The organism is Candidatus Paracaedimonas acanthamoebae (genome assembly GCA_017307065.1).
Taxonomy (GTDB): Bacteria; Pseudomonadota; Alphaproteobacteria; order Caedimonadales; family Caedimonadaceae; genus Paracaedimonas; species Paracaedimonas acanthamoebae_A.
On the sequence record JAFKGL010000026.1, the window covers coordinates 1 to 26,990 of the forward strand.

The 26,990-nt window shown below is 38.6% G+C and carries 31 protein-coding genes; 12 read left to right on the forward strand and 19 right to left on the reverse strand.

The genetic code is table 11. The features are described from left to right. Window positions 1-288: 288 nt before the first annotated feature. From J0H12_06340 to J0H12_06360, 5 genes are all read right to left on the reverse strand, one after another. Window positions 289-657 (reverse strand): hypothetical protein, encoded by a 369-nt coding sequence (locus J0H12_06340; GenBank protein MBN9413521.1) that lies wholly within the window; start codon window positions 655-657, stop codon window positions 289-291. A 235-nt stretch (window positions 658-892) separates the two neighbouring features. Further along, window positions 893-1,732, reverse strand: a complete 840-nt coding sequence (locus J0H12_06345; protein ID MBN9413522.1) for a hypothetical protein — start codon at window positions 1,730-1,732, stop codon at window positions 893-895. A 15-nt stretch (window positions 1,733-1,747) separates the two neighbouring features. Then, window positions 1,748-2,236 (reverse strand): protein TolR, encoded by a 489-nt coding sequence (gene tolR, locus J0H12_06350; protein ID MBN9413523.1) that lies wholly within the window; start codon window positions 2,234-2,236, stop codon window positions 1,748-1,750. Next, on the reverse strand, window positions 2,237-2,965 hold the full coding sequence (gene tolQ / locus J0H12_06355; protein MBN9413524.1) for a protein TolQ: 729 nt from the start codon (window positions 2,963-2,965) through the stop codon (window positions 2,237-2,239). 20 nt (window positions 2,966-2,985) lie between these two features. Further along, window positions 2,986-3,393, reverse strand: coding sequence for a YbgC/FadM family acyl-CoA thioesterase (locus tag J0H12_06360; protein MBN9413525.1), 408 nt, complete (start codon window positions 3,391-3,393; stop codon window positions 2,986-2,988). A gap of 194 nt (window positions 3,394-3,587) precedes the next feature. Between J0H12_06360 and J0H12_06365 the strand changes: the two genes are divergently transcribed. The 3 genes from J0H12_06365 (at window position 3,588) to J0H12_06375 (ending at window position 6,552) form a co-directional block, all read left to right on the forward strand. Further along, window positions 3,588-4,559 carry a glycosyltransferase family 9 protein gene (locus J0H12_06365; GenBank protein ID MBN9413526.1) on the forward strand — a complete coding sequence of 324 codons (972 nt, stop codon included), beginning with the start codon at window positions 3,588-3,590 and terminating at the stop codon, window positions 4,557-4,559. A 68-nt stretch (window positions 4,560-4,627) separates the two neighbouring features. Then, window positions 4,628-5,122: a Co2+/Mg2+ efflux protein ApaG gene (gene apaG / locus J0H12_06370; GenBank protein MBN9413527.1), complete on the forward strand. Its 495-nt coding sequence runs from the start codon at window positions 4,628-4,630 to the stop codon at window positions 5,120-5,122. Window positions 5,123-5,406: 284 nt separating this feature from the next. After that, window positions 5,407-6,552, forward strand: coding sequence for a DNA-packaging protein (locus J0H12_06375; protein ID MBN9413528.1), 1,146 nt, complete (start codon window positions 5,407-5,409; stop codon window positions 6,550-6,552). A gap of 226 nt (window positions 6,553-6,778) precedes the next feature. Here J0H12_06375 and J0H12_06380 read toward each other — a convergent pair whose 3' ends face one another. The 3 genes from J0H12_06380 to J0H12_06390 all read right to left on the reverse strand — a co-directional run bounded on the left by J0H12_06380 (window position 6,779) and on the right by J0H12_06390 (window position 8,707). Then, a complete protein-coding gene (locus tag J0H12_06380) occupies window positions 6,779-7,324 on the reverse strand; it encodes a trypsin-like serine protease (GenBank protein MBN9413529.1) in 546 nt (181 codons plus the stop codon). 200 nt (window positions 7,325-7,524) lie between these two features. Beyond that, window positions 7,525-7,935 (reverse strand): hypothetical protein, encoded by a 411-nt coding sequence (locus J0H12_06385; protein ID MBN9413530.1) that lies wholly within the window; start codon window positions 7,933-7,935, stop codon window positions 7,525-7,527. A gap of 184 nt (window positions 7,936-8,119) precedes the next feature. Beyond that, window positions 8,120-8,707: a hypothetical protein gene (locus J0H12_06390; protein ID MBN9413531.1), complete on the reverse strand. Its 588-nt coding sequence runs from the start codon at window positions 8,705-8,707 to the stop codon at window positions 8,120-8,122. A 260-nt stretch (window positions 8,708-8,967) separates the two neighbouring features. Here J0H12_06390 and J0H12_06395 point away from each other — a divergent pair, with 260 nt between their 5' ends. From J0H12_06395 to J0H12_06405, 3 genes are read left to right on the forward strand one after another with little or no spacing between them, the layout of a single operon-like run. Further along, on the forward strand, window positions 8,968-10,272 hold the full coding sequence (locus J0H12_06395) for a proline--tRNA ligase (GenBank protein MBN9413532.1): 1,305 nt from the start codon (window positions 8,968-8,970) through the stop codon (window positions 10,270-10,272). Continuing rightward, the gene (locus J0H12_06400) at window positions 10,272-11,519 is read left to right on the forward strand and encodes a lipoprotein-releasing ABC transporter permease subunit (protein MBN9413533.1); all 1,248 of its coding nucleotides are present in this window, start codon (window positions 10,272-10,274) and stop codon (window positions 11,517-11,519) included. Before J0H12_06395 ends, J0H12_06400 begins: the two co-directional genes overlap by 1 nt. Beyond that, a complete protein-coding gene (locus tag J0H12_06405; protein MBN9413534.1) occupies window positions 11,512-12,192 on the forward strand; it encodes an ABC transporter ATP-binding protein in 681 nt (226 codons plus the stop codon). Before J0H12_06400 ends, J0H12_06405 begins: the two co-directional genes overlap by 8 nt. 246 nt (window positions 12,193-12,438) lie before the next feature. Here J0H12_06405 and J0H12_06410 read toward each other — a convergent pair whose 3' ends face one another. The 4 genes from J0H12_06410 to J0H12_06425 form a co-directional block, all read right to left on the reverse strand. Next, window positions 12,439-12,804, reverse strand: coding sequence for a hypothetical protein (locus tag J0H12_06410; GenBank protein MBN9413535.1), 366 nt, complete (start codon window positions 12,802-12,804; stop codon window positions 12,439-12,441). Window positions 12,805-12,848: 44 nt separating this feature from the next. Continuing rightward, on the reverse strand, window positions 12,849-13,685 hold the full coding sequence (locus J0H12_06415) for a leucine-rich repeat domain-containing protein (GenBank protein MBN9413536.1): 837 nt from the start codon (window positions 13,683-13,685) through the stop codon (window positions 12,849-12,851). An 83-nt stretch (window positions 13,686-13,768) separates the two neighbouring features. Then, the gene (locus tag J0H12_06420; GenBank protein ID MBN9413537.1) at window positions 13,769-14,221 is read right to left on the reverse strand and encodes a nucleoside deaminase; all 453 of its coding nucleotides are present in this window, start codon (window positions 14,219-14,221) and stop codon (window positions 13,769-13,771) included. A gap of 131 nt (window positions 14,222-14,352) precedes the next feature. Continuing rightward, the gene (locus J0H12_06425) at window positions 14,353-15,153 is read right to left on the reverse strand and encodes a hypothetical protein (protein ID MBN9413538.1); all 801 of its coding nucleotides are present in this window, start codon (window positions 15,151-15,153) and stop codon (window positions 14,353-14,355) included. A gap of 179 nt (window positions 15,154-15,332) precedes the next feature. On the opposite strand from J0H12_06425, the gene fumC reads away from it, so the two are divergent. Continuing rightward, window positions 15,333-16,733, forward strand: a complete 1,401-nt coding sequence (gene fumC, locus J0H12_06430) for a class II fumarate hydratase (protein ID MBN9413539.1) — start codon at window positions 15,333-15,335, stop codon at window positions 16,731-16,733. Here the strand turns inward: fumC and J0H12_06435 are convergent. The 4 genes from J0H12_06435 to J0H12_06450 all read right to left on the reverse strand — a co-directional run bounded on the left by J0H12_06435 (window position 16,720) and on the right by J0H12_06450 (window position 20,462). Beyond that, window positions 16,720-17,286 carry a DNA-3-methyladenine glycosylase I gene (locus J0H12_06435; GenBank protein ID MBN9413540.1) on the reverse strand — a complete coding sequence of 189 codons (567 nt, stop codon included), beginning with the start codon at window positions 17,284-17,286 and terminating at the stop codon, window positions 16,720-16,722. The genes fumC and J0H12_06435 overlap by 14 nt on opposite strands. A gap of 147 nt (window positions 17,287-17,433) precedes the next feature. Further along, the gene (locus J0H12_06440; GenBank protein MBN9413541.1) at window positions 17,434-18,306 is read right to left on the reverse strand and encodes a hypothetical protein; all 873 of its coding nucleotides are present in this window, start codon (window positions 18,304-18,306) and stop codon (window positions 17,434-17,436) included. A gap of 170 nt (window positions 18,307-18,476) precedes the next feature. Then, window positions 18,477-18,932, reverse strand: a complete 456-nt coding sequence (locus J0H12_06445; GenBank protein ID MBN9413542.1) for a DNA-3-methyladenine glycosylase I — start codon at window positions 18,930-18,932, stop codon at window positions 18,477-18,479. A gap of 114 nt (window positions 18,933-19,046) precedes the next feature. Further along, window positions 19,047-20,462: a hypothetical protein gene (locus J0H12_06450; protein ID MBN9413543.1), complete on the reverse strand. Its 1,416-nt coding sequence runs from the start codon at window positions 20,460-20,462 to the stop codon at window positions 19,047-19,049. Between the two features lie 226 nt (window positions 20,463-20,688). On the opposite strand from J0H12_06450, the gene J0H12_06455 reads away from it, so the two are divergent. After that, a complete protein-coding gene (locus J0H12_06455) occupies window positions 20,689-21,222 on the forward strand; it encodes a DUF2062 domain-containing protein (GenBank protein ID MBN9413544.1) in 534 nt (177 codons plus the stop codon). 91 nt (window positions 21,223-21,313) lie between these two features. After that, the gene (locus tag J0H12_06460) at window positions 21,314-21,610 is read left to right on the forward strand and encodes a hypothetical protein (GenBank protein MBN9413545.1); all 297 of its coding nucleotides are present in this window, start codon (window positions 21,314-21,316) and stop codon (window positions 21,608-21,610) included. A 98-nt stretch (window positions 21,611-21,708) separates the two neighbouring features. On the opposite strand, the gene J0H12_06465 is transcribed toward J0H12_06460, so the two are convergent. Next, entirely contained in the window at window positions 21,709-22,125 is a 417-nt protein-coding gene (locus J0H12_06465) for a hypothetical protein (protein MBN9413546.1), read from the reverse strand. A 129-nt stretch (window positions 22,126-22,254) separates the two neighbouring features. Next, window positions 22,255-22,470, reverse strand: a complete 216-nt coding sequence (locus J0H12_06470; protein ID MBN9413547.1) for a hypothetical protein — start codon at window positions 22,468-22,470, stop codon at window positions 22,255-22,257. A gap of 151 nt (window positions 22,471-22,621) precedes the next feature. On the opposite strand from J0H12_06470, the gene J0H12_06475 reads away from it, so the two are divergent. Further along, on the forward strand, window positions 22,622-22,843 hold the full coding sequence (locus J0H12_06475) for a hypothetical protein (protein ID MBN9413548.1): 222 nt from the start codon (window positions 22,622-22,624) through the stop codon (window positions 22,841-22,843). Window positions 22,844-22,956: 113 nt separating this feature from the next. Beyond that, window positions 22,957-23,433, forward strand: coding sequence for a hypothetical protein (locus J0H12_06480; GenBank protein ID MBN9413549.1), 477 nt, complete (start codon window positions 22,957-22,959; stop codon window positions 23,431-23,433). 115 nt (window positions 23,434-23,548) lie between these two features. Here J0H12_06480 and J0H12_06485 read toward each other — a convergent pair whose 3' ends face one another. After that, entirely contained in the window at window positions 23,549-26,509 is a 2,961-nt protein-coding gene (locus J0H12_06485; GenBank protein ID MBN9413550.1) for a tetratricopeptide repeat protein, read from the reverse strand. 236 nt (window positions 26,510-26,745) lie between these two features. Here J0H12_06485 and J0H12_06490 point away from each other — a divergent pair. Further along, the coding region (locus tag J0H12_06490) for a hypothetical protein (GenBank protein ID MBN9413551.1) at window positions 26,746-26,990 on the forward strand (245 nt) is incomplete at its 3' end.

A 26,990-nucleotide genomic window follows, 5' to 3' on the forward strand; every position in this document is an offset into this window, starting at 1 on the left:
ATTCGCTCAAAAAAGAGCGTTAAAAAGAACTCTTAAGAGTTTGCTAGACTCTCTTAATTTTAAAGGACGGAAGGAGAGGAATTATTGAAGAAGATTGAAGGCTTTTTAAAGGCCTTCAAGGAAGAAAACATCATCTCTGACCATCTACTATTAGACTACCATACAATGATACAAATTTCAAGAAAATTCGAAACAAATATCAAATTCTTATAAAATAATTTTCGGCTTAAAAATTCACAATTATCAACAATAATGACATTTTTAGATTTAGAGATCATTTCTTTAAACTTAGGCTTTAATCCACAAAAAATAGGAGATGAATAAGAAAAATAATAAAAGATACAAGGGCCATATGCTTTTCATAAGCTCACCAGGAGAAATGCTTCCAAATGGAGATGTCATCCAAGAATTATTAGAGGGTGCTTCTATAATTTCTAAGTCGCCCCCTTTTGATTTTTTTATCACTAATGATTCTATCTCTCCCCCTTTTTCAGAAGAAAAAGTCACTGGCAATTGTATTTCTTTACTAAAAGGTTTTAAATCAATATCGACTTTTATAAATTCTTCAACGCCATGTTTTTGAAAATAAATAGATAAAATATCTACAACCTTATGAAGATCAGAAGCAGAAACTTTTCCTTCAATTTTAATAATCATTTTTTTACTACACGCCTTCTATTTTCTTATTAAGAATAATTTTTTCTTCTCGACAAGACTTCTTTCAATCAGAGTTTTCTTAATTTAAATTAGATAATATTATCCTTTAGAGAGCGTTAAAAACGTCTTAATCTTTTTTGGTCAAGAGAGCTACTTCTTCCCAACCTACACATCCCATATCCCACTTTATAACTTCTTTTGATAATACATTCTTCATGAGCTCAGAAATTTTAGATTACATCAAATCTTTCGGATTGAAATTGATGATCATTTCTTTCCATTGCTCATATTTCTCTGGGGGTAATTTCAATGGATTACATTGAGGATCTTTAACAGCCCGTAAAGCGCTTTCAGCAACAGCACGATAGAAAGCATCACTCATTTGTCCTGTCCCTGTCAAACGTGCTTCGCGCACAGTTCCATCGATATTTAAAAACAATCGAACAGGAATAACAGGCATGTCTTGTGCCCCTTTAGCACCTGCAGGAGGATGCCAACATTGGGTTAGCTGTCGACGAATTGCATCAAGTTCACTGATTGTGATCGTCTCTCCAATTTCCCCTATTTGCTGTTCTGAGATGCTTGTATCACTTTTATCATCTTTAACGGCATCAGGAACTGTTTTCTCAATTTCCTCAAGATTTTTTAACACAGAATCAAAGGCATTCACTTTTTTCTTTTCTGGCTTCTTTTCGGGCGCTTTCTTTTCAGGCTCCTTTTTAGGAGGCGTCGGTGGTTTTGGCTTTGCTTTTGGCGCGGGTGCCACAGGCTCGGCTTTGGGTTCAGGTTCTTGCTTTTTGGGGGCAGGTTCAACCTTCTTTTCAGGCTTTGGCTGAGGTTTAGGGGCCGTTTGTTTTTGTGGTTCTTTTTTAGGCTCTTCCTTCTTAATGTCTTCTTTTTTAGGTTGAAGAGTTGGCTTAGGAGCTTGTGTCTTGGCGCCAATCTCCACAACGTCAATCGGAATCGGCAAAAGCAAATCTGAGTTACTTTTCCGCCAATTTGGAAGACCAAATATAAACAATATGACTAAAAAAAGATGCAGAACTAAAGAATAGAGTAAAGGTTTCTGCATCATGGATAACTCTCAACTTTATTTAGGGTTCTTGGCTTTTGCTTTTACCTCAGGATTTCCTTGAGGCAGCTCTGCCATAAGCGCGATTTTATCAAATCCCGCAGCACTTAATGTTCCCATGACTTGCATGATAAAGCCATAAGCAATTCTTTGATCGCCACGAACAAAAATACGCGTATCTGGCTTTGCTGAGGTAATCGCTTGCAGTTGGGCCACCAAGGTTTCTAATTTCACTTCAGTTTCTTGAATATAAATCTTGCTATCAGAAGTCACTGAAATTGTTAAAGGTTCTGTTTTTTCATTAATGGCTGCAGCTTTTGTCTTTGGAAGATCAAGCGGAACACCAACAGTCATCAAGGGCGCTGTTACCATAAAGATAACTAAGAGTACCAACATCACATCGACCATGGGCGTCATATTGATTTCACTTTTAAGGCCACTTAAGGTTCGTCGGCGACCAGACTTACGCTTTCCTAAAGAAGCCGAGGTTTGAAGATCCCCTGCCATTTATTCAACCTCTTCTAGCTGACGCGAGATAATCGCAGAAAACTCATTTGCAAAAGAATCAAGCCGCATCCCATAACGTCCAAGTTCGGTGGAAATTTTATTATAGGCCAAGACAGCAGGAATAGCGGCGACAAGACCAATCGCGGTGGCGAATAGAGCCTCAGCAATACCAGGTGCGACAACAGCAAGGTTTGTGCTTTGAGAACTCGCAATCCCTTGAAAACTATGCATAATTCCCCAAACAGTTCCAAATAAACCGACGAAAGGAGCTGTTGACCCAACAGACGCTAAAAAAGGAAGATGACGTTCAAGCTGATCCATTTCGCGATCAACTGTAACGTGCATAATGCGCTCAATCCGCTGTTGAAGCATTGCTTTAGCTTCTCGAGTGGCAGGTTTCCCTTTTAAGGAACGACGCCATTCTTTCATGGCCGCCGCAAAGATGCTGGAAAAAGGATCTGTTGGACGCGTCCCCACACGATCATAGAGGCTATCAAGTGACCCCCCTGACCAGAAAGCTTCTTCGAACTTTTCAGCCAAACTTTGTAAATCCCTTAATCTCATAACCTTTGAGAAAATAATGGTCCAACACCAAATTGAGGCCACAATTAATGAAAGCATGACAAGTTGTACCACAAGATCTGCATTAATAAAAAGGCCCCAGGCTGAAAGATCTGTGGTAGCGACTGATTTTCCAATTGTTGTCGCATCAATGGCCGTATTGTCCATAATATGTGTTCCTTAATTCTTTAATTCATTATGATTCCGCTTAAGGCTTCTCTCAAAAAAGCGGGGATTCTTAAAGGGCGCCCCCCTTCACTTACTAAAACAAGCGTTAACGATAGATTTGTGACCTCCACATGATCTCTTAAAATTTTTTGAGTTAAGAAAAGGCGTGTGCCTGTTACTTCATAAATTTCTGTCTGAATTTCTAAAAAATCATCAAGTCTTGCTGGCAACAAATAATCAATTTTGCACTCTCGTACAACAAAAAACATGCTTCTGCTTTGTTGAAGGAATCGCTGATCAATCCCTTGATCTCGTAGCATTTCTGTGCGCGCTCTTTCCGCAAACCTTAGGTAATTGGCGTGATAAACATACCCCCCAGAATCAGTATCATCCATATAAACATACGTTGAATATAAGTGCCTCAGCATACTCTTACCATTTTTTTATTTTTTAGTTTTACACATGTGTCATAACATATTTCAATTTCATTTTCACGAAAATCATAATTGACAATTAAATAATCTTTCTTCTAAAAAATAAACTTGGGTTCAAAAGTGATTAAAGTATTCTAAAATGAGGTATTTTATTCCTTTCATCCTCACATTGACTCGAAAGTAACAAAATGCATCAAGGCGGTACGCTTGTTATACTTCCCTCATCCGGAATTGGAGACGTTGTGTGGCGCTTGCCATATATCCGTGCAATTGCACGTCAAGAAGGTCCAATTACACTTCTAACATACCCTCGAACAAAAGCAGCCGAATGGTTAACTTACGATCCTAGCGTTAAAAACGTTATTTATATTGAACAAAAGAAATTGAGTCGTACTTTTTGGAACATTCTGAAAGGAAAGTTTTCCAAATCGTGGATCCTTCATAAAAGTTTTAGCTATGCTTTGCTTCCTTTTTTAGCAAGGATCCCTGAACGTATTGGGCTTGGATTTAGTAAGCAACGTTTCGTGCTCACAACAAAAAATCTTCCTCCAGCTTCCATGAGAAGGCAACACGTTCTTCAACACCTTAATACCTTGATTGAGTTGCAGGGGCTATCCTTGACCCCCGAGGATTTTCATCCTTCACTCTCAGAAAAGGCTCTACAAGACATTCACGCCGAATTTTCTTCTTTTCCACGCCCTTGGATTTGCCTAGGAATTGGAGCGAGCGAATTTTACAAAAAATGGCCTGTTGAACATTTTATTGAGCTAGGAACCCGAATAAGTACTCATCATCAAGGTACTGTTTTTCTCTGCGGAGGCCCTGCTGAAACTGCTGAAGTTCTTGAAATTCAAAAAGGGATCCACCAAAAAGGGGGTAAAGCAAAAACCGTCACTCATCTTCCGATTGACCAAACTTTTGCCTTTTTTTCAAAGATAGATTTTTATATTGGGAACGACACAGGTATTCTTAACATTGCCGCGAGCTTTGGAAAGCCAACTATCGGCCTATTTGGCGCAACGCCCTCTCTTACTTATAGTAAAAGTATCTACCCTCTTGAGTGCCCTCAAAAAGATTTACACGGACTTGAAGCGATGAAAGCGATAAAACCAGATCTTGTTTATCAAGTCTTTGAACAACAAAAACCGACTGAGACCTAAACAATATCTTTTCCTTTCAGAATTTCCTCGTTAAACTTTAATCTATAATAGTAAAGTTGGTTAGAAGAATGGATTCCTTAGACACAAAAACTTATAGTGAAATCACGCATGCTATTCGCGTTTCAGCGACCCCATTTTTTATTGAAGAAGAATCTTCTCCCGAAAAAAGCCACTATCTCTGGGCTTATCAAATCCGTATTGAAAATTTAAGCCCTCATGAAGTTCACCTAAAACGACGTCATTGGGAAATTTTAGATGCTCACGGCTATAAACAATTAATCGAAGGAGAGGGGATTATTGGGCAACAACCAACCCTTAAGCCTGGGGATGCACTCGAATATACAAGCTCTGCCCCCCTCTCCACCCCTTCAGGGGTTATGCATGGGTATTATGTTATGGTAAATAATACAGGCGAAGAAATGAAGTCACAATCCCTGCCTTTTCTCTTGATAGTCCTTACCAAGCAAGAATCATTAATTGATATTAGATATTGTAAGATTTTGGAAATTCTAATTGATCTTTATACTCAAAAAAATCTTAAACATAAGATGATTTTATTTTGATAAAAAAAATAACTTCATTAAAAAAATTAAGTCTTTGATTTTAAACTTGTTTTTCCCTAAAAATCCCTCTAGAATTCCGTAAATTTTCTTGATTTTCTGACCTCTTTTTGCTATACTAAAAGAATGGAAAATCATTCTTTTAAGTCTCAATTTCTTCCCTCTCGAAGCCCTCCTTTTCCCCACCAAGGGACCTCTTACACGACCTTGAAAATGTCGAAAAGTATGAGTGGCAACGTCATGCTCGTCCTAATCAGAAAATCCCAGACGGCGAGTGGCGGATTTGGTTGATTCTTGCGGGACGTGGATTTGGAAAAACGCGTACTGGCGCAGAAACGATCCGCCAGTGGGCTCTCACTCATCAAGCGCGACGGATTGCCTTGATCGGAGACACCCAAGAAGATGTCCGTGATATTATGATTGAAGGAGAAAGCGGACTTTTAGCCATTCACCCCCCTGAGGACCGTCCTCACTATGAACCCTCAAAACGTCGTCTCACCTGGAAAAATGGGGCGATCGCCATGATTTATAGCGCAGAAAATTACGAACAGCTGCGAGGTCCGCAATTTGATTGTGCTTGGATTGATGAGTTTGCAAAATTCCGCGAAATGGCAAAAGTATGGCAGCAAATCCATTTTTCTCTTCGATTGGGCCCCCATCCACGCATGATTATTACGACAACGCCTCGCCCCCTGCCTTTGCTTCAGGAACTGGTGACTCATGCCGGAAAAGAGGTGGCCTTAACACGCGGTACCACCTTTGAAAATCAAGATAATCTTTCACCCGTCTTTATCAATACAATGCAACAGAGCTTTTCAGGCACACGTTTAGGGGCCCAAGAACTCCTAGGCGAGATGATTGATACGCACGAAGGGGCGTTATGGACACCTGCCCTTCTAGATCAATATCGGACAAAGGTATTACCGGAATTTAAGAGAATTGTGATCGGCATTGATCCCGCCGTGACGCATCACTCTCACAGTGATGAAACAGGGCTTGTTGTCGTGGGGTTAGGCCATGATCATCACGCCTATGTTCTTGAGGATCTGAGTGGTCAATATCCTGCAACCACGTGGGGTAAAATTGCATGTGAAGCCTATCATCATTGGAATGCCGATCGCATTATTGCCGAAGTCAACAAAGGTGGAGACCTCGTTGAAACTTTATTACGCTCTATTGATCCAACAATCAGCTATCAAGGTGTCCACGCCAGTCGGGGGAAATATACGCGGGCGGAACCGATTGCGGCTTTCTATGAACAAGGAAAAGTTCACCATGCTTGCCAAGGTTTGAAGCGACTAGAAGATCAGATGTGCAAATTTCTTCCCGGCATGACAGACTCCCCCGATCGCGTAGATGCCCTTGTGTGGGCCTTAACCGCCCTCATGCTGGAGGCGAAAAATTCCCTCCCTTATAAGATGTGGAGAAGCTAGGAGTTTAATTAAATAGGTAACCCAATATTCGAAAAATACTTAGTAAAACAAGAGATGAACCTGAAACTTCACCTTTTCATCTCTTTTTCTAGCTCTACTATCCTCAAAATAATCTAACTTATACTCACTAGAATTTTAATAAATGAACTTAAAATCTCTCAAAAATTATTTAACTATTTTTCCAGACCCATTGCACTTTTAATATTAAAAATAATACTTAATAATTTTATAGTTTACGCTTTATCCATTGTTGAATCATTTCATACTTTTCTTTGTTAATTCTGATAGCCCCATTTCCTTCTTCTTGGCACCCTGTTACATGTATTCCGATACAAGTATTAATTGTTCTCCTAAAGTCTTCTTCTATTAAAACACCTGAACCGCTCTGTCCTCCAGAAGTATCTACATGATAATAAAATTTATGCTCTTTAAAAGTTTTGACGGGGCCACTCATTGTATACATATAGGGTAAATTATGTTCATCTCGACGCTCTCCAGGATAGCCAGAGATGCGCACATTTAAATTATCAAGAATTTCATCTGATAAGACCTTCAAGCTAGCGAAATTTTCTCCGTGTTGCTTCTCTTCCAAAACTATCATGCCAATGTCATGTTCTTCATCTTGCCTAGTTTCCCAGTCTTTAGGAATGAAGATTTTTTTATGTTTCGCAATTGAAGGCGATATATTTCCAGCTCTTCCAGGATAAAATTTTACTTCATGAACAGGGCCATAGTCCTTTAGATAAACACAATGAGCCGCTGTAAGAACCAAATCAGCACCAACAAGTATACCCAGATCCTATGTAATGTCGATATTTACCCTCTCCTGTAGGGAAAGCCATCTCTAAATGACCATTAATAGACCAAGGAAACAGATAAGGCTCTTCTACTTTCTGCCTTTTGTTCGAAATAAACTTTTGTTCATTAGGTAAAAGAACGTATTCTTCAGGTGAATGATAAGTCGCCTCTGTCTTATTTACTTTTTTTTACCACACTAAATTCTACAAAAGTATCATGCACTTTTTTTTCAGGTTCTGAGACAGAGGAATCTATAAAATCTTCATCGTAATAGTACATTGAAGTTTTAGGATCAAATTTTAAGTTTTTTTCTCCAATGCCAACAATTTGAAATTTTTTCATAAGTTTTTCTCTTTCTTCTTTTTCCCTAGAAGTAGAAGTACCATAAAACCGTTTTGTTAGAGGGGTTTTCTTCTTTTCCACAGATGATCTTCCTGAGAAATGCCCTGGTTTCTTTCTCATGGCATAAGAATTTACTTTTTTTACAGATCCCACAAAACATTCTGACAACAAAGAAGATGCAAGAAGCGATTTTGAAGAAAAAACAATTAATAAAAATAATATCGAAAATATACTTTTTTGCATGACAGCCTCTACAAGTGATAATTAAGAGGATATTAGATTTATTCATCCGATTCGTCAATAAATCATTTGACAAATATGCATGCGCAACTTTTAAAATACTCCATAAAAATAGAGACTTAACTCCCTTTTTCCTTAAAGAATAGGGTCATCGCGTCTCTATTATTTATATCAAATAATTACTCTCTTAGCTTCGAGGAAAAGTCGTCTTTGCTGTGCTATGAGTTGCCTCTATCACGTCACGATCATTTTTCACATTCGGGACTTCAATCCAGAAAGAAATTTTATTTGTAGCTCCCCCATTACCAACACCAAGATGGTGGCCATCTCCTGAGGTAATATGAGCAAGAAGATGCTCTCCTGGATCAACAGTGACTTCCATTTTTATGAAAAAGGTATCTCTCTGGGGGCCTGCACTCGTAATTAAAGTTGCTGGTGTTTTTCCATGAGCTGCCAACAAGAATCTACCCCTGAGTTCATCCATGAAAATACTATTTACTTTGTCCTTTTTAATATAAAAATAACTTCTCACATTTCCTTCACTATCATTATTGTTAGAATCTTCAGCATGTTTTCTTTTCACGCCAGCTACTAAATTGCTAATGGATTGTTCTTTGTTAAGAACATCTCGAACAAAATTCTCAAATGTTGCAGCATCACAATTCTTTGCTTTCACACATTGAACGGTAATCGGCGTAGCTACAAGATTGGATGGAATAGAAAATAAACAAATTCCACTTAAAAATAAAAAATTCTTGAAATTAAACTTCTTCATTATTTTACTCTCTTCTATATATTACATAATAAATAAAATCATATTTTTATTATAGTTATTATAAATATATAACTTTACCTATTAATAATGAGTTAATATTTAATTTTTATTTATATTATGAAAACTTCGAACAACCATCGTAGTTAATTTCTCTTATTTACTCTCGTCTCATTGCAGTTTACCAAATTTTCCCCTTTGCGTTTTGGTCATAATCTGCGAGAATCTCGCCCATCATTAAAAGAATATATGAGTGAATTAAAATGCTGCTTTCTCAATACTTTATGCCCACCCTGAAAGAAACACCTTCTGAGGCTCAAATAGTCTCACACCGTCTTATGCTTCGCGCGGGGATGATTTATCAAGCAAGCGCAGGTATTTATGCTTGGCTACCGATGGCGACACGCGTCCTAGAAAATATTCAACGCATCGTCCGTGAAGAACAAGATCGTGCAGGGGCACAAGAAGTAATCCTCCCCACCATTCAATCGGCAGATCTCTGGCGTCAATCTGGCCGCTATGATGCATACGGACAAGAGATGCTTCGCTTTAAAGATCGACATGACCGTGAAATTCTTTATACGCCGACAGCCGAAGAAGCCATTACAGATATTGCTGCCCATCACATTAAAAGTTATCGGGATCTTCCGAAAATGCTTTATCAAATTCAGTGGAAGTTCCGCGATGAAATTCGCCCTCGTTTTGGCGTGATGCGTGGTCGTGAATTCTTGATGAAAGATTGTTATTCATTTGATATTGACTATGAAGGAGCGCTTCGCTCTTATCAACGTATGCTTGAATCATATATACGATCCTTTATTCGGATGGGCCTCACAGCTATTCCCGTTAAAGCAGATCCGGGAGCTATTGGTGGAAATCTCTCTCAAGAATTCCATGTCTTGGCCTCCACAGGGGAAAGCCTTATTTATTATGATCAAAAGCTTGATACGCTCCTTCAAGATCCTAAGAACATCAATGTGGAAGAGTTGATGGCCATCTATGCGGCCGAAGAAACGCTTCACAATCCCCAAGAATGCACAGTCCCTGAAGCCCATCTTAAACAAGCCCGCGGCATTGAAGTCGGACATATCTTTTATTTTGGCACGAAATACTCTGAAGCGTTTAACATGAAAGTGAGTGGCCCTACAGGAGAGATGATTGTTCCTCATATGGGCAGCTACGGCATTGGTATTTCTCGCCTTGTTGCCGCAATTATTGAAGCAAATCATGACGAAGCTGGCATTATATGGCCTGAAGGCGTCGCACCCTATAAAGTTGGCCTTATTAGCATTCGTACAGATGATGAAGCGACAACAAAAACGTGCCAACATCTTTACGAAACATTGCAAAATAAAGGGATTAGTGTTCTGTATGACGATCGTGAAGAACGCCCCGGCGCAAAATTTGCAACGATGGATTTAATGGGCGCTCCTTGGCAATTACGCGTAGGACCTAAAGGCCTTGAAAAAGGGCTCATTGAACTTAAGAATCGCCGGACGAATGAAACTCAAGAACTTTCAATTGAGTCTGCCCTTTCCTATCTCACGCAACACTTGAGTCATTCATAATGGGAAATACCTTTGTTCTGAAAGTTGCTCTTCGCTATTTAAAACCGAGTCGAAAAGAAGGCTTTCTTTCCGTCATCGCCGGTTTTTCTTTTTTGGGGATTATGTTAGGCGTGGCAACATTGATTATTGTGATGTCTGTGATGAATGGGTTTCGAGAAGACCTTTTCAATCGAATCTTAGGATTTAATGGACATATTGGGGCGGCCTCTGTTTATCGTGAAGGCCTCAAAGATTTTGATCCTCTCGTGACTGAACTTAAGAAAATTCCGGAAATTTCGACAGTGACCCCCATGATTGAATATCAAGTCATGATTACCAATAAAGGAGTTGCTGCAGGCGCCCTCGTCCATGGGTTGCGTCTTAAGGATCTTCTCGATCGTAAGCTCGTCGCAGATCATATCACTCACGGAACCCTTGATCATTTTGAACAAGAAAATGCCATTGTGATCGGCAAGAGACTTGCCGAGAAATACCATGTCTTTCCGGGAGATAGCCTTTCTCTGGTTGCGCCCGAGGGAACAAGCACAGCGTTTGGCACCGTCCCCCGGATTCGCCGCTTTCAAGTCATTGCCATCTTTGATGTCGGCATGAAAGAGTATGATAGCGGGGTCGTCTTTATTCCTCTTGAATCAGCTCAGAATTTCTTTCGCCTTCCAGAAGCGGTCAACGGTATTGAAGTGTTTCTTCACCACCCCGATCAAGCCACCTACATAAGCCGACTTTTAACCCAGAATTTAGGCCCGAGCGTTCGTGTGATTGATTGGCAACGAGCAAACTCAAGTTTTACCACGGCCCTTCAAGTTGAACGGAACGTTATGTTTACGATCCTCACCCTTATTATCCTTGTTGCGGCTTTTAATATTATCTCCAGCCTGATTATGCTTGTAAAAGATAAAACTCATGATATTGCGATCTTACGCACAATAGGTGCAAGTCAAAGTATGATCATGCGCATTTTCTTTTTGGCAGGCTCGTTAATTGGTGTTATTGGAACCGCCACCGGAAGCCTCCTTGGCCTCCTGATTACCTCAAATATTGAATCCATTCGGCAATGGCTTGAAAAACTTTCGGGCACGCAACTCTTTAGTGCAGAAGTGTACTTCCTAACGAAGCTTCCGTCTAAAGTTGATCCTTATGAAGTGGCCACTGTGGTGGCTGTCGCTTTACTCCTTGTTTTTCTTGCTTCTTTATATCCTTCTTGGCGAGCCGCACGCCTCGATCCTGTGGAGGCTCTTCGTTATGAGTAAATCAACGCTTGAGCTTCGACATCTTCAACGCACGTTCATTCAAGGGGATCAAAAAATTAGCGTTCTTAACGATGCGAACCTTCATCTTAAGGCCGGTGAGATTGTGGCCCTTGTGGGCCCATCGGGTTCTGGAAAATCAACCTTGCTTCAATTAGCGGGCCTCCTTGAATTTCCGTCGGAAGGTGAGGTCTATATCGCAGGAAACGCCTGTGGAAAAATGAATGATCGCGAAAGAACGACTTTACGCCTCAATATGATTGGATATGTCTATCAATTTCATCATCTTTTGCCAGAATTTAGTGCCCTCGAAAATATCATGCTTCCTCAACTCATTGCAGGACGCCCTCCTAAGGAAGCAGCGGCCCATGCAACTCGCCTCCTTCAAAGTTTTAATCTTGAAAATCGAGCCACTCATCGTCCTTCTCGTCTTTCAGGTGGCGAACAACAACGCGTCGCTATTTTACGCGCTGTGGCAAATCAGCCAAAACTTCTACTAGCTGACGAGCCAACTGGAAATTTAGATGAAGCAACAGCAGAAATTGTCTTTAATGAGCTCGTGGGCCTTGTTCGCAAACATCAAATGGCTGCCCTGATTGCAACGCATAATCCCGAACTTGCCAAAAGGATGGATCGCACGATTCAACTTCATAATGGATGTTTAATGACGGTATAGAGACTAACCTTGTCAAAGATCCTCACCGAATTACCTTTACGGTCCTAGGAAGATTATCTGGTAAGGTTGTTAAACCGCTATTTCTTACACTTAACTCTCTTAATGATTTTAATGGGAGGATACCCTCAGGCAACACTCCATCAGTAAAATTATTTCCTTTTAAATCAAGCCCTTCAAGAGAAAGAGAAGACAGATCTGGGAAGGTTGTTAAACCGCAATTACTTACATTTAATTTTCTTAGGGATGTTAACGAAAGGATACCTTTCGGCAGTTCGGCCCTCCAGTAAACTTATTCCATGAAAAATTAAGCTCTTCAAGAGAACGAAGAGAAGATATATCTGAGGTTGTTAAACCACAGTCATATCCATTTAAACTTCTTAATGATGTTAACGAGAGGATACTCTCAAGCAACTTCTCTCCAGTGAATTTATTCCCTGCTAAATCAAGCACTTCAAGAGGAAGAGAAGACAGATCTGGGAAGGTTGTTAAACCGCAATTACTTACATTTAATTTTCTTAGGGATGTTAACGAAAGGATACCTTCCGGCAGCTGCCTTCCAGTAAACTTATTCCATGATAAATCAAGCTCTTCAAGAGAACGAAGAGAAGATATACTTGATAAGGTTGTTAAACCACAGTCATATCCATTTAAACTTCTTAATGAAACGAGAGGATACTCTCAGGCAACTTCTCTCCAGTGAATTTATTCCCTGCTAAATCAAGCACTTCAAGAAGAAGGGAAGACAGATCTGGTAAGGTTGTTAAATTACAAAAACCTACTTCTAATATTCTTAGTGATGTTAATGAGGAGACATTCTCAGGCAGCGTCCCTTCCGTGAAATTGTTCTCTGATAAATAAAGCTCTTCAAGAGAACGAAGAGAAGATATATCTGGAAAGGTCGTTAACTCGCCATAACATACTTCTAATATTCTTAGTGATGTTAATGAGGAGACACTCTCGGGCAGCTTCCCTTCCGTGAAATTGTTCTCTGATAAATAAAGCTCTTCAAGAGAACGAAGAGAAGACATACCTGGTAAGGCTGTTAAACCGCAATTACTTACATTTAATTTTCTTAGGGATGTTAACGAGAGGATGCTCTCAGGCAGCACTCCTGCAAAGAAGGTATTCCCTTGGCTTCTTCCGCGCATTAGAACGATAAACTCTGTAAGACTTGGGTATAGACGAGCAATTGAACTAATCGAGTTTGGCTTTATTATTTCATTTCTCCATGGAAGAGAAAAACTTTTAGTGCGTGTAGAAAGCCGATTTTTAATGTTAGAATCACCCGTCAATTGTAGACGCATAAGAGAATCACCCTCTAAAAAAGGTAAGATATGCTCTAAGATATCATTGGGTAAGTTTTTAAGAGGGAAAAGAATGGTCGTTGAGGGAGAAGCTTTTTCATTTTCATCATTTAAAGAGGCATAAAGTGAGGTAGAAAAAAAGCTCAGCAGATTAACTAGTATGATGAGAAGTAAATAATGAAATTTCAAAGTGCACCTCTTGTGAAAAAATAATAACTTCTTGGCATTATATAGCTAATAACAGTTAGTCACATACATAAGAGTTTAAAAATCTAACGCCGCGCTTGAAAAAAAGTTTTTAGAAGTTGACCACATTCTTGCTCACGCAAGCCGCCAATCACTGTGGGACGATGGTGGCATGTCTTTTGGCTAAAGACTTGAGAGCCATGCTCCACACCTCCTCCTTTAGCGTCATAAGCCCCATAATAAAGGCATCGGATACGCGCATGGGCCATTGCTTGCGCACACATCGCACAAGGCTCAAGGGTCACATAAAGATCGCACCCGACTAATCGTGGCGTTTTAAGAAGCGCTGCAACCTCACGAATCACCAATATTTCAGCATGAGCTGTGGGATCGTGGTTACGCTCCACGCGATTACCTGCTCGCGCCATAATTTTTCCGTCTAACACAATCACAGCGCCCACAGGCACATCGTCTTCTAAAGCCGCTTGTTGGGCTTCTTGAAAAGCGATTTCAAAAAAATGAGCGTCTTGGTCATTCATTCAAAGTACTTCCGCCAAAAATATCTTTTTCAAAAAAATAATAATTCCTTATATAAATGAAGATAATTCCTTTTCAAAAGTTTTTTACATCAAAGAGCAACTCTTTTCTAAAAAAAGCAGCTTAAATACTTCTACTTAACATCTTCTATTTCATCAAATTTCTTGGAAATTGATTTCTTAAATTTTGGCTCCCATACTTCAAGAACTTCTCTAAAAAGATCTTCATCAATGGGTTTGCTAAGATCAGTGACACCACTTTTAAGACGTTCTCTCTGTAAATCAATTGAGAAAAGCATCAGTTTAGGTTCCTCTAAAAACATTTGGTCGAGAGAGACGGAAAATTTTGAGGCTGCACTCTGATCACCATATCCAAGCTCCGTAAAAATGTTGGTATCCTCTTCAAGAGAAGAAGAATCGGGATGTTGGATGAGTTCTTTAACAAGATAAAATAGCTTATCAAGGCATGTAATACGCACTTCCTTGCTAAATTTTTGCTTAAAGTATAATCCTTCAAGTTGTTTCAAAGTTGCTCCATAATAAAATAAAGTATCCCTTAGTTCTCCTGCATAAATTTCTTGAAATTTAACAGAATTTATTTCTTCATTCTCAAAGAATTGACTCTCAAAATTTTTGGCCGCAGTTTGAAAATGTTTAAGAGCCATAAAATGACTTTGTGGTAAAGCATACTCCTCGTCTGAAGCACTCTCTTTCCCAATATTTTTTCCTTCTTTATCAGAATTTTTCTCAGAAAGACGCCTCATCCCCGCCTTATAGTTCAAAAGCCCTTTTTGTAAGGGACAACTCACACTTTTCACTGATTGTCTTTTTTTTAATTCCGCTCCAAATTCACTGATTGGAGAGGAATATGAGGAAAAAGAAAGGGTTAAGAATATCGTACCAGCCATTAAAAAAGCTTTATAATTTTTTTTCATTTTTTCTTTCTTAGACTTATAGTTATTATTAAAAGCATCCTAAATTATCATGCTTTCAATTTTGTTAACAACCTCTTCTTTCACCATAATCATTTATTAAAAGTTTTCGCATTTACTCTTAGATAACAATATGTTTTCATTAAAAACTCAGGTTACAATTTTTAGACAAGGACCTTTTGATGAGCTCACAAACCCGGACTGAAACAGATTCCTTTGGCCCCATTGATGTCGAAAATTCCCGCTATTGGGGCGCGCAAACTCAACGATCCCTTCAAAATTTTAAGATTGGGATTGAGCGCATGCCCTTGCCCATTATTCGGGCTTTTGGACTGCAAAAAAGAGCAGCAGCGGTGGTGAACACACATCTTGGGAAGCTCGGGAAAAAGATTTCAGATGCCCTCATTAAAGCGGCGACTGAAGTGATGGAAGGTCACTGGGATGATCATTTTCCCCTTGTGGTCTGGCAAACGGGTTCAGGAACGCAAACCAATATGAATGCCAATGAAGTAATTGCAAATCGCGCTATTGAACTTTTGGGAGGCATTATCGGCAGTAAAGCGCCCGTTCATCCCAATGATCACGTGAACTGCAGTCAATCTTCCAATGATAGCTTTCCCACTGTCATGCATATTGCCGCCGCGTTGGAGACTCATCAAAAACTGTTGCCTGCCCTTACTAAACTTTATAAAGCGCTTCAAGACAAATCACATCAATTTAAAGACATCATTAAGATTGGTCGCACGCATCTGCAAGACGCTACCCCCCTCACCCTCGGCCAAGAGTTTTCGGGGTATACAGCCCAAATTCATAAAAGCATCAAAAGGATTGAGCTTGCCCTTTCCAATCTATATGAGCTCGCTCAAGGAGGCACAGCTGTTGGAACAGGCCTCAATTGTCCCCCTTTATTTGCAGAAAAGTTCGCTGAAGAAGTTGCAAGCCTCACGAATCTTCCTTTTATATCAGCTTCCAACAAATTTGAAGCATTAGCCAGTCATGAAGCTCTCGTTGACATGTCAGGGGCTTTAAATACTCTGGCTGTGGCCCTGATGAAAATTGCCAATGACATTCGCTTCTTAGCCTCGGGCCCTCGATGCGGCTTTGGGGAGTTAAGCCTTCCTGAAAATGAACCTGGCTCCTCCATCATGCCCGGAAAGGTCAATCCGACTCAATGTGAGGCTCTCACAATGGTTTGTGCTCAAGTAATGGGGAATCACACAACAATCACAATTGCTGGCGCTCATGGTCATTTTGAATTGAATGTGTTTAAGCCTGTCATCATTTATAACGTGTTACAATCGATTCAATTGCTTAGTGAGTCATGTCATAGTTTTGTCGATCATTGTGTGGATGGCATTCAAGCAAATGAAGATCGTATTCATAAACTCTTGCACGACTCCTTAATGCTGGTGACGGCTCTGAACCCTCATATTGGGTATGATAAGGCGGCTCAGATTGCCAAAAAAGCCCATCATGAAGGAACAACTCTCAAAGAGGCTGCCCTTCACCTTGGCTACCTCACCGCAGAACAGTTTGACGCTTGGGTCCAACCTGCGACGATGATTGGCTCTACACCTTCATAACTTCTTGATGGCGAAAACACGTGACGACATGATCATTTACAACACCCACAGCTTGCAGAAAAGCATAAGCTGTTGTTGAGCCGAAAAACTTGAGGCCACGCCCCTTTAAATCCTTACTTATTGTATCTGAAAGAGGCGTTGTTGTAGGTGCTTCTTTGAGTGTTTTCCAGTGATTGTGAATAGGTTTTCCATCGACGAAATTCCACAAGTAAGTTGCAAAGCTGCCATGAGAGTCTTGAATATCAAGAAAAATTTTTGTCGCTTCTAATGAGGCTTCCAGTTTTCCACGATGGCGAATAATGCCCGGATTTTGAAGCATTTCTTCAATTTCTTGAGGACCAAATTGGCTGACTTTCAAAGGATCAAAACCTTGATAAACTTGGCGATAATTTTCACGTTTTTGAAGAATAGTGCGCCAACTTAATCCGGCCTGCATACTCTCCAGAATAAGGAATTCGTAAAGAACTCGATCTTCGTGCTGAGGCACGCCCCATTCACAATCGTGATAATCTTGTTCAAAAGGGGTCTTCACCGCCCACGCGCATCGTTCCACTTTTTTAACCTCTCTGATTATGTTATCCATTATAATTGATTACAGATCTTAAATCAAGAAAAATAAAACAAGTGTTAAATAATTCATCTCTTCAAAATAAAAAAGAGGAACCTTAGGTCCCTCTTTCCTTAAGTATGAAATAGAATCCTATTTTCCGGTCAATTGTATCATCTCACGATTGATAATTTCCAAATCCTTACGCGCTTTTGCTAAATTCTCATTCGCTTGCTTAAGAACTGCATCTGCTTGTGTTAATTGTCCTCTTGAGCCACTATCCAGAATGTGTGGATGTTCTTTTGGTAAAGCTGCATTTAATGCCTCAAGGTAGACTTCGGCTGTGCTATTTTCGTGAGCTTGAGGTTTAAAATATTGGAAAGAGAAATGCTTCAAATCATCGCGTAAAATTGTGATAGCAACAGATAAATTATCATAATTTTCCTTAGCTTTTGCTAATTCTTTTTCAGCTTCTTTTACTTGTCCAACAAGCTCTTCGACTCTTTTTTGTTGCGCAGGAGTTAAGGACTTATCATCTTTCAAAGCAACCAAATTCTCTGAAATTACTTTTTTAACTTCTTCTAATTGATGTTGCTCCCCCTCAATACTCTTTTCTTTTTCACCTAAATTAACAGGCTTGAGCTTCACAATTTCAGGCGCCTTTTCAGGTGCTTTGTCTTTTTGCTTAATTTCCCCAAGCTTAGCTCTTTCTAGGTGAGCTCCTTCGCACCAAGTCACGATCGCTCTATTTTTAATGGTGCCAACACCAGCTTGTTTAGCTGCGTCATAAAATCTTGAATCTTTAACTTCTTTACACAAATCTTCTGTTTCTTTTGCCGTATGTGTGCTTTTAAAAGCATCAAGAATGCCGGGGATATCTTTGGGTTTCTTATTTACGTCAGCACAACCCTCAAATATGCCTTTCAAATCCTTAGAAGGATATTTCGATTCTATATCCGAGGCGAAAACGCCTTGATTTAAGGCAAATACAGACGCTAAAGTTAAGAAGATTTTTGTTGTTTTCATTTTTAAATTCCTTTTTTTCTAGCATAAGCGTACGCCAAAAATTGTAAAAATTTCCTTAATATTTTTTAATTATTAAGAAAACAGCAACAACTTGTCTTTATAATGAAGAGCAAGATATGACGACAAAGAACAAAGAATTTTTAATGATCCACTTCCCTTTTCAAAAATGGTTAAGAAATGCAAAAAAGGTAAAAAAAATCCTTTCTCCTCACCGCAAAAAACGCCTCCCATATAACGCGTTTCTTTAAATCTTTACGGAGTTGTTCTGACAAAGCCGTGGTGACAGGAATCTCGCTCAAAGATGTCCGATGATTATGAATAGTTTTTCCATCAGCAAAGTTCCAAAGATAAGTTGCAAAGCTGCCATGCTCTTTTTGAATCTCCAGAAAAATTTTTGTAGCCTTTAAAGAGGCTTCTAGCTTTCCACGATGCGGAATGATGTCCTGATTTTGAAGCATTTCCTCAATTTCTTGGTATCCAAATTGACTGATTCTTAAGGGATCAACACCTTGATAACCTTGGGGATAATTCTCGCGTTTTTGTAAAATTGTCCGCCAACTTAATCCGGCTTGCATACTTTCTAAAATAAGGAATTCATATAGAACCCGGTCTTCATGCTGAGGCACGGCCTATTCATGGTCATGATATTCTTGTTCAAAGGGAGTCTTAATCGCTCACTCACAGCGATTCATTGTTTTTTCCTTTGTTATTTTATGTTTACAGTTTGGGCTGCTTCTTATCTACTCAACAGACCTACTATTTGCTAAATCTTTTAAATCGACAACGATATAATGAGTCGTCCCCATAGGTCTCAAATAATCTTCAAATATCCAACGATAACTCGGATTGGTTCTGTCAACGGATAGCCAAGGTTCTGACGGAACCTCGGGATCAAAAATCGTGAATTGGTCATGTATAGTGCTCACCCTATCAACAGAAAGAAGCTGAGGATGTTTCTCCATATACTGCAAGAATTTCTCACTACTGGTTCCGGACTCACCTTGGCGAAGACCCGTGAGAGGATGAACATCGAATGAAAAGGGATCTTTAAAATGGCTATATTTCCATAGGAATTTTTCCGATAGTGCCAAAGCTATTTTTTCTTCTGAAACAACAAAGACTCCCTCTTCACCCATTTCTATCATAGTATCACGAGAAGATATTATCTCAGCTTCTTCTTGGCGTATAACCTTTTCTGACTTATCTTGTATTTTTCCTTCTCTTACTAATATTAGTTGCTCTTGCAATTTTTTATTCGCACCATCACACTCTTCTTGAGCTCTTTTTTTAAGCTCATCTTCAATTTCAGTCAGTACTTTTTCATTATTGGCTGTAAATTCTTCTAAGGATATCTTTTGTCTTTCCTTCATCATTTGCTGCATTTCTCGGGTTCCCACAAAAACAGAACCAGGAAGCGCATCCGTCATAATCTTTTCCATGGCAAAGACAGGGGTATTCATCATAAACCTACGCTCAGGGTTACGCATCGACATCACCTTGGCCGCAAAAGAATGCAGATCAACTGAGATGCCTCTTGTTCGCTCACCAATCGCAGCCTCAACTGACATGGCAATTCCCTTATGACAGGTAAACAAAGCCTGAGGCGAAGATATCACCGTAACGAACATTTCAATATCTTTTGCAAAAGGATCAGGGTGTTCTATGCAATTCATTACTTGATACCCCTTTATATGATTTGGAATCGGCTGAGGTGAAGTAGCTTTTGTAATATAGGCAATCCATAACTCTTTATCTTTATAGGGGACTTCTTTCAGAATGGCAGAAAAGAGTGAGGCACCAGTAGCTGTCGAATGATACACTCTCTTCAAATCAGATGGAAAGGTAACAACACCATTCTTCACCTTAACCTTTCCTTCTATCCCATTCTTCGCAAGTTCAGTCGCATAACTACTGCTCTGCTGTGAGCCGTAATGTAACCAAAGAGGATGCGTCCGCTCGTCAATACGTTCCAACACAAGATTCAACTCTTTACCAGCTATTTTGCTTGTATAAAAATTGTTCGAGACCTTTTGAATTGCGGGATAGAGATCTTTGCCAGCATCCTCCTCAAGTGCTGGATTGTCACATGCGTAGGGAGAAACAGCGGGAATAAGGCTTAAAGAAATAACCATAAGAGAATATTTTAAGGACTTCATGTTGACTCTTTCTTCAGTTGAGAAATAAGGCATCAAATCAAACCAAACCTGGTATAAACATATACCCAAATATCCCATTCTAGGGAAAAATTCCAAAAAAATTTGCTATAATTGTCTTAACCCAAGAAAAAATCATTAAGAAAGAAGAAATGACTCCTGTGTATAATGAATTCTAGGCTGCCATAATGGGATAAGCAAAGCAAAAAATAATAAAGAGCTCTTAAGTATGCACACATATTTTCAAAAATGGTTTTTTAAAGTAAAATGGCTTAGAAAACACCCTTTCATAAAAACAAAAAACTGTCATTTCTCTCTCAAAGAACTGAGCCAACTCAATCGCCACACTGTTGCAGGCGGTGTGGCCATTGGGCTCTTTATTAACTTTCTCCCTCTTCCCTTACAAGCCATTTGGGCTTCTTTGCTATGCCTCTATTTTAAAACGAATCTCCCGATTGCTGTCGCCCTCACTTGGATCAATAATCCATTCACTTTTATTCCAATTAATTATTTTCTCTATCAGGTCGGCCTTTTCATTCTTGATGAAAAACCCCAATTATTTCCATTTCTCGAGTTTAAATTTAGCCTAGATCATCTCATGCTCTTTTTAGAACAATTCTTGTCGTGGGCGTTCACTTTAGGGAAGCCTTATATTTTAGGAGTTTTTATTGTTTCCATCGCCTCAGGGGCCTTGGGATATCTTCTGACTTCTCTGCTGTGGGAATTGTCTCAACGATTGAAAAAAGACTTAATAAAATATTAATTTTCAAACGTTTACGATTTTTAAATGAATTCAACGTATCCTTCAAAGATGGGAATTAGTCCCATCTTTAACTCAATAAAAGGAAACTAACATGCTTAAGAAAATTGAACTCGCTTGTTTGGTAGGTGTGGCAACTTTAGGATTGTTCAGTGGCGTAGCGAATGCTTCTAAAGAATCACCTCAATGCTCTCGTGAAACAATGCTAAAAATACAAGATATACAACAGAAAAGAGATTTATCCAATGCTAGCCGTGATAGTGTTCAAGGACAATATTACGAACTTCAACTCGCGAAATTTCCATATGATTGTGTCAAAGCATCTGAAGAAGCACAGGCAAACGCAATTCAGGAAGGAAAAACTAACCTAAAAAATAAGTTCAACAAATAAACTTCATAATAAGCCAAAAATATTTAACCTTATGAAGAAAGAATATGACCTTTGATTTTTAAAAAGATCTATTCTTTCTTCACTTTATTCATCATTTTTTACGACAATCCCTCTTGAGAATCAGCGTCATAAAGACACTTATGCCGAGGAAAGGGTGAAATAATATTAATACGAGGAATATTTCCTCTCCCTCCTGCGAATTCCTCAGAATCCATCTTTCCCCTCGCAATATGGCTCTTCTTTCTTGTCTGAGGAACATGGATATCTGTATTGAGAAGCATTCTTTGGGTATCTCTCATCTGATCTCTAAAAATAAGACTGTAAGGAGTTTTGTTTTTATTTGGGGAGGGATTGAAAATAAATTTTGATTTCTTAGATTCTGCGAGAATTAAGGGTTCAATCTCAGATAGACCCTGTTCATTATCTGCTTCATACCCACTCTCTTCATTAAAAGAAGCACTTCCGGGAACGGTTAGCACAATGTTCATCCAAACAACAAGAAAGCTAAACCGCATCGAAATCCTCTTTTTTTATTTTTTGCTTATTCTTTTCTTAAAAATCTCGAATGTCAAGATGAGTCTTAAGACGGATTTATTGTTGCTTCTACTCTAAATGGATTCTTCATAAGACAGAAAGGAAATGGGTCAACCATTTGTCTCATAGGGTGCAAAAATTGAATTTGCAAATTTTGAGAAGGCATCTGGTAAAGTTTCTCTCACACGGCGTTCTGGTTTGATTACGAGAGATCTTTGCTGATTCGATGAGGCTTGTGTCAGATCATCGTCAGTCGCAAATGCCTTTATGCCTAAACACATAAAAACAGCCGTTACGAGAGTCAGTAACTTTTTATTTATTTTCAATTATTTAGTGCAACCTTATAGACTCTCATAAAAATTATATAGTGTACAAATTTGTTATTACAAGATCGGCTATACCTATATTTACTTTTCATTAAGGAAAATAAGGCAAAATTTATTAGATAAAAATATTACAAATAAAAGAGAAGAAATAGTGACCTCAAAAATTAAACTCACCTACTTATTGTGTGCAACCTCAATGGGCTTTGGCGGGGCGTCTGTTCACGCAAGTGATGATTCTAAAATTTCTGCCGAACAACATGGGAAATATGAGATTTGCTTTGCTCACTTAAAAAATCTAAGAGGGAATGAATCCTATAAAAAATGCCTCAAAGATAATATCGTTGGCGAGATAAAAGCAAAGAAATTTAAGTAAAATTATTTGATAAATATAAATAAAATTTTTAATTAATTTACTATTTTTTAAATAAAAAAATGTAAAAATTAGTTATGGAATAATTTTCCATCATAAAAAAAAGGGGAAAAAACGTGAATTCAAAAATTAAACTCGCTTACTTGTTAGGCGTGGCCTCAATGAGCTTTGGCGGAGCCTCTGTTCACGCAAGTGATAATTCTAAATTTTCTGACGAACAACGTGGAAAATATGAGGCTTGCATCACCCATTTAAACAAACCAAGAGGCAATGAAGCCTATGAAAAATGTCTCAGAGATAACAAAATTAGTAAAGAAGATGCCAAAAAATTAAGTGATGAGATGTTTGATAAAAGTAAAAATAAAATGTCTGACACGCGTCAACGCTTCTTTTCTCCTGAAGAGCAACTTCAAAAATATAAAGGATGCTACGCCCACTTCAATAAATTAGGAAATAATGAAGCCTACGATAAATGTCTTGAAGATAATAAAATCACAAAGAGAGAGGCACAAATGCTAAGTGAAAAAATGTTTGTGAAAGATGGAGATAAAATGGCTGAAGCTCGTAAAAAATTCTTCTCTGACGAAAAATAATAAAGGATCTAGCATAAATTAAAATAAAGAAAGTACTCGTTTTACGTGAGTACTTTCTTTTAAGTTATATCATCTAAAAAATTAATCGAAAAATAGATTAAATTTTTCTTACCTTCTATTCCCATTCCATTATCTTTGCCGGAGTTATTGAATGCGCAACAGAGTCTAAAGTTTCATAATGATCATCAATTGAAAGAAGTGTTAAAGCTGAAACTGCATTTCCATTCCACGCAGTCACTCTCAAAATTACACGCCCAACACGTCCAAAACGCATGGAATAAATATCTTTATATCTTTCTAGTTTTTTAAAATCATTTGGACTTTCTCCATTTGCTAAACGACTAATCAAGTTTTGAATTCTCATTGCATGTTCTTGTACAAATGCTTCTACTTTGGGTAATACTTTAATCTCTACATCTTGATAGGTTTTCGCGCGTCTCTCACCTTGAACACCCTTCAATAATTGCTCTTTTCTTTCTCTTTCCTCTTGCACTTTTGCACGAGCAATATATTTCTGCATTCTCTTTGAGATAACCGATACGACGGAACTTTCATCTTTTTCAGAAGACCATCCTGCAGACGGAACGGCTTCAGGTTCTTGAACAATCTCTGAATGCGAAGGTAAAGTCTCTGACGTCACTTGCACTAAAACATTTTCTTCTAATTTTATTAGGTTAGAGGCGGTCAAACCTTCTTCATAAAGTTTAAAAAGCTTTAGTCCTTCTTTAAATCGACAATTCTTGAAAAGTAAATTTACATAATAAATTTCAGCATCTTTAACACCAAAGCTTATCGCTTTTTTCAATAATTTTTCAGCTTCAACAAAATCTTTCTCTGCTATTAATATCTTGGCAAGAGATAAGAAAGCTAAATGAAAATTTTCCTCAATTGCTTTTTTGAAGGCTTGTTTTGCGGCCTCTATGTTCCCTTGTTCTTCTTCTAAAACACCTAAATTATGCAGGGATTCGAGGCTTCCAGCTTCTGCATTTTGTGTCTGAATTTTTCTGGCAGCTTCTATATTTCCTTGCCGCATCTCTAAAACAGCCAAATTGTTAATTGCTTCTGGTATTCCTAATGCAACAGCTTGTGTAATCCATACACGGGCTTCAGCGTCATTTCCTAACTCTAATTCCAAAGCACCCAAAATATGCTTTGCATGAGGAATACCTGCGGCGAGGGCTTGCATAGCCAATCGTCTTGCAACCTCATAATTCTTCTGAAGTAATTCTAAAGTACTCAACATATCCATTGCTTCCGGGAGGCCTGAAGCTACGGCTTGTGTGAGATATGCTCTTGCTGCATCATGATTTTTTTGCTCAAATTCTACGAGACCTAAGTTGTATGTCCCCTTAATATTCCCAGCGGCCTCAACTTGCCTGAAATATTTGCTAGCAGTCTCAAAATTTAGTTGTGAAAAATATGCCATACCCAGATCAAGAAATAATTCTATATTTGTGCTTTGAGTTGCCCAATATTCTGCTTTTTCAAAATTCTTCTTATCAAGTTCTAAAGAAAATAACTCTTGGATTGATTCCATTTTTATTTGTGTGAAAGATTCTACAGATTCTCCCCATGTTGGGGCTGTCTTACGTGCAACCTCTTCAAGTCTCTTAAGGGCAACGTCTATTCTTTTCCCATCTCTTGCTATCACTGCTGAATTAAGCATCGCTCTCACATGACCTTGACTAGCCGCTCGCACATACCACTTTTCTGCATTCTTGTACTCTTGACGAGTGTAATAGTAATCTCCCATTTGGGAAGTTAATCCAGGTTTTTTGCTTTGCGTTGCTAATGCCTCAGCCTCAGGTAAATCTTGCGCTTCAAGGGCCAATTCAAATAAACGGAATAGAGCATCTTCTTGCAATTCTTCTGAGGATTCCTCGGCGATGATTTGCTTTAACCAATATTTTTCAGTTGAGGCATCTTGTTCTGATTGAGCAATCTCACTTAAGGAAAACTTTGAATTAATCACCAGGAGTTTACTCTTTTTTTCTCGTCCTTTTGTCGTCACAGCTTGAGTATATAATCTTTTGGCAGCAGATAAATCTCCTCTCCTTCCTTCCACCCATCCCAAAACAAACATTGAACCTATATCCCCTAATGAAACAAGTTTTGTTAAAATAGGAATAGCTTGATCTAACTTCTTTTCTTCGACTTTTACTTTTGCCTCTTCCTGATAAAAACTCATGGCCAAATTACTTCGAAAAGTTAATAAAACTTCGAAAAGAGGATGATTCACTCCATCTCTAAGAAACTTCTTTTTGCCTTTTATTGTTACAATATCTGGACTTATGCTTGTGAGTTCTTTCAAGAAAAAACCCCCTACATTTTTAATCTCTGTTTTTTCAGATCCTTTGAAAAATTGCTCAAAGAATCCATCAATATCGACCTCATCTAATTCATTTTGATTAATTTTTAAATATAAATTCTCAAGAGAATCTCTTTGAGGATTACTTATTTCAGGGATTTTTGAAAAAATTTTTACCTCTTTTGAAGAGCTTGCAGAAGAACTTACAACCAACTTATTTTTATGGGATTTCTTACTATTATCAGATTTAGGGGGGGCAGAAATTTGCGAAATAGAATTCCGAGTAACTTTCGTTACATCTTGAAGAAGTGTTAAAAAATCCCCCAATTCTAGTAATCTTTCTCCCGTCATTGCCCAATGAAAATAAAAAGCCCACACGCCTTTTTTCATTAAATCAGTAATTTTACTGTCTCGATGAGGGGTTGATGAATTGATTAATTCTAAAGCATCACACACATTAATTAATAACCTGCGGGGACTATAGACTTCAGTTCGCGTGAGGAGTGGTACTTTTTTATCTGAGAGCCCTTTCAAAATTCTTGTTAAGGGTAATTGCACAACTTGTGGGGAAGAAAGCTCATCTATCGAACCTACGGCCACAGGCGCTGAACTTGACGCAACAGCCGATGACGAGGCTATTTGAGATTTCTGCTTTTTTGACTCTTCCGAAATATCACTCGAAGCTAAAACATACTCTCCCATCCCGAGAAACGTTATTGATACGAACAAAGAAGTAGAGGACAATAATTTCTTAAGTACGGATTGCATGCCTATTAACCTTTTCTTAATGATGTATAAAATATATAAGAATAATTATTACACCTTCAATAAAGAACACAATATTTTTTCCAAAAGTCAAAAATATTTTTTAACGCCCCCCACAAAATGACGCTCCCGAAGACCAAAGGTGTCATTCTTGACTATTTTCTCTGACTTATTGTTGCCATTTTGACTATATTAATGTAAAGTTTTTATTTTTGTATCCAAAACTCAGGAATCTCCTCATGATCAAAAAAGTTTTAATGATTCTTATTGCTGCAGTAGCTCTCTCGGCAACGCCCTCATGGTGCTGTGATTCCGATCAAGAACTTGAGCCTCCCGCCAAAAGATTTAAGTTTTCTGAGCAGGAAGACAATTTAGCAACAGCGCCCCAAGCCGGTCTTTTTAGCTGTCTCCCTTATGAAGTCATGAAAAAAATTGCTCAGGATATAAAGATAAGAGATGGGGTTGCTTTAGCTAAAACCTGCAA

What these genes read in the sequence shown, in the direction of transcription:
- J0H12_06340 (MBN9413521.1), bottom strand. Translation starts at nt 657, where the DNA reads ATGATTATTAAAATTGAAGGAAAAGTTTCTGCTTCTGATCTTCATAAG.
- J0H12_06345 (MBN9413522.1), bottom strand. Translation starts at nt 1,732, where the DNA reads ATGATGCAGAAACCTTTACTCTATTCTTTAGTTCTGCATCTTTTTTTA.
- tolR (MBN9413523.1), bottom strand. Translation starts at nt 2,236, where the DNA reads ATGGCAGGGGATCTTCAAACCTCGGCTTCTTTAGGAAAGCGTAAGTCT.
- tolQ (MBN9413524.1), bottom strand. Translation starts at nt 2,965, where the DNA reads ATGGACAATACGGCCATTGATGCGACAACAATTGGAAAATCAGTCGCT.
- J0H12_06360 (MBN9413525.1), bottom strand. Translation starts at nt 3,393, where the DNA reads ATGCTGAGGCACTTATATTCAACGTATGTTTATATGGATGATACTGAT.
- J0H12_06365 (MBN9413526.1), top strand. Translation starts at nt 3,588, where the DNA reads ATGCATCAAGGCGGTACGCTTGTTATACTTCCCTCATCCGGAATTGGA.
- apaG (MBN9413527.1), top strand. Translation starts at nt 4,628, where the DNA reads ATGGATTCCTTAGACACAAAAACTTATAGTGAAATCACGCATGCTATT.
- J0H12_06385 (MBN9413530.1), bottom strand. Translation starts at nt 7,935, where the DNA reads ATGCAAAAAAGTATATTTTCGATATTATTTTTATTAATTGTTTTTTCT.
- J0H12_06390 (MBN9413531.1), bottom strand. Translation starts at nt 8,707, where the DNA reads ATGAAGAAGTTTAATTTCAAGAATTTTTTATTTTTAAGTGGAATTTGT.
- J0H12_06395 (MBN9413532.1), top strand. Translation starts at nt 8,968, where the DNA reads ATGCTGCTTTCTCAATACTTTATGCCCACCCTGAAAGAAACACCTTCT.
- J0H12_06400 (MBN9413533.1), top strand. Translation starts at nt 10,272, where the DNA reads ATGGGAAATACCTTTGTTCTGAAAGTTGCTCTTCGCTATTTAAAACCG.
- J0H12_06405 (MBN9413534.1), top strand. Translation starts at nt 11,512, where the DNA reads ATGAGTAAATCAACGCTTGAGCTTCGACATCTTCAACGCACGTTCATT.
- J0H12_06420 (MBN9413537.1), bottom strand. Translation starts at nt 14,221, where the DNA reads ATGAATGACCAAGACGCTCATTTTTTTGAAATCGCTTTTCAAGAAGCC.
- J0H12_06425 (MBN9413538.1), bottom strand. Translation starts at nt 15,153, where the DNA reads ATGAAAAAAAATTATAAAGCTTTTTTAATGGCTGGTACGATATTCTTA.
- fumC (MBN9413539.1), top strand. Translation starts at nt 15,333, where the DNA reads ATGAGCTCACAAACCCGGACTGAAACAGATTCCTTTGGCCCCATTGAT.
- J0H12_06440 (MBN9413541.1), bottom strand. Translation starts at nt 18,306, where the DNA reads ATGAAAACAACAAAAATCTTCTTAACTTTAGCGTCTGTATTTGCCTTA.
- J0H12_06450 (MBN9413543.1), bottom strand. Translation starts at nt 20,462, where the DNA reads ATGAAGTCCTTAAAATATTCTCTTATGGTTATTTCTTTAAGCCTTATT.
- J0H12_06455 (MBN9413544.1), top strand. Translation starts at nt 20,689, where the DNA reads ATGCACACATATTTTCAAAAATGGTTTTTTAAAGTAAAATGGCTTAGA.
- J0H12_06460 (MBN9413545.1), top strand. Translation starts at nt 21,314, where the DNA reads ATGCTTAAGAAAATTGAACTCGCTTGTTTGGTAGGTGTGGCAACTTTA.
- J0H12_06465 (MBN9413546.1), bottom strand. Translation starts at nt 22,125, where the DNA reads ATGCGGTTTAGCTTTCTTGTTGTTTGGATGAACATTGTGCTAACCGTT.
- J0H12_06485 (MBN9413550.1), bottom strand. Translation starts at nt 26,509, where the DNA reads ATGCAATCCGTACTTAAGAAATTATTGTCCTCTACTTCTTTGTTCGTA.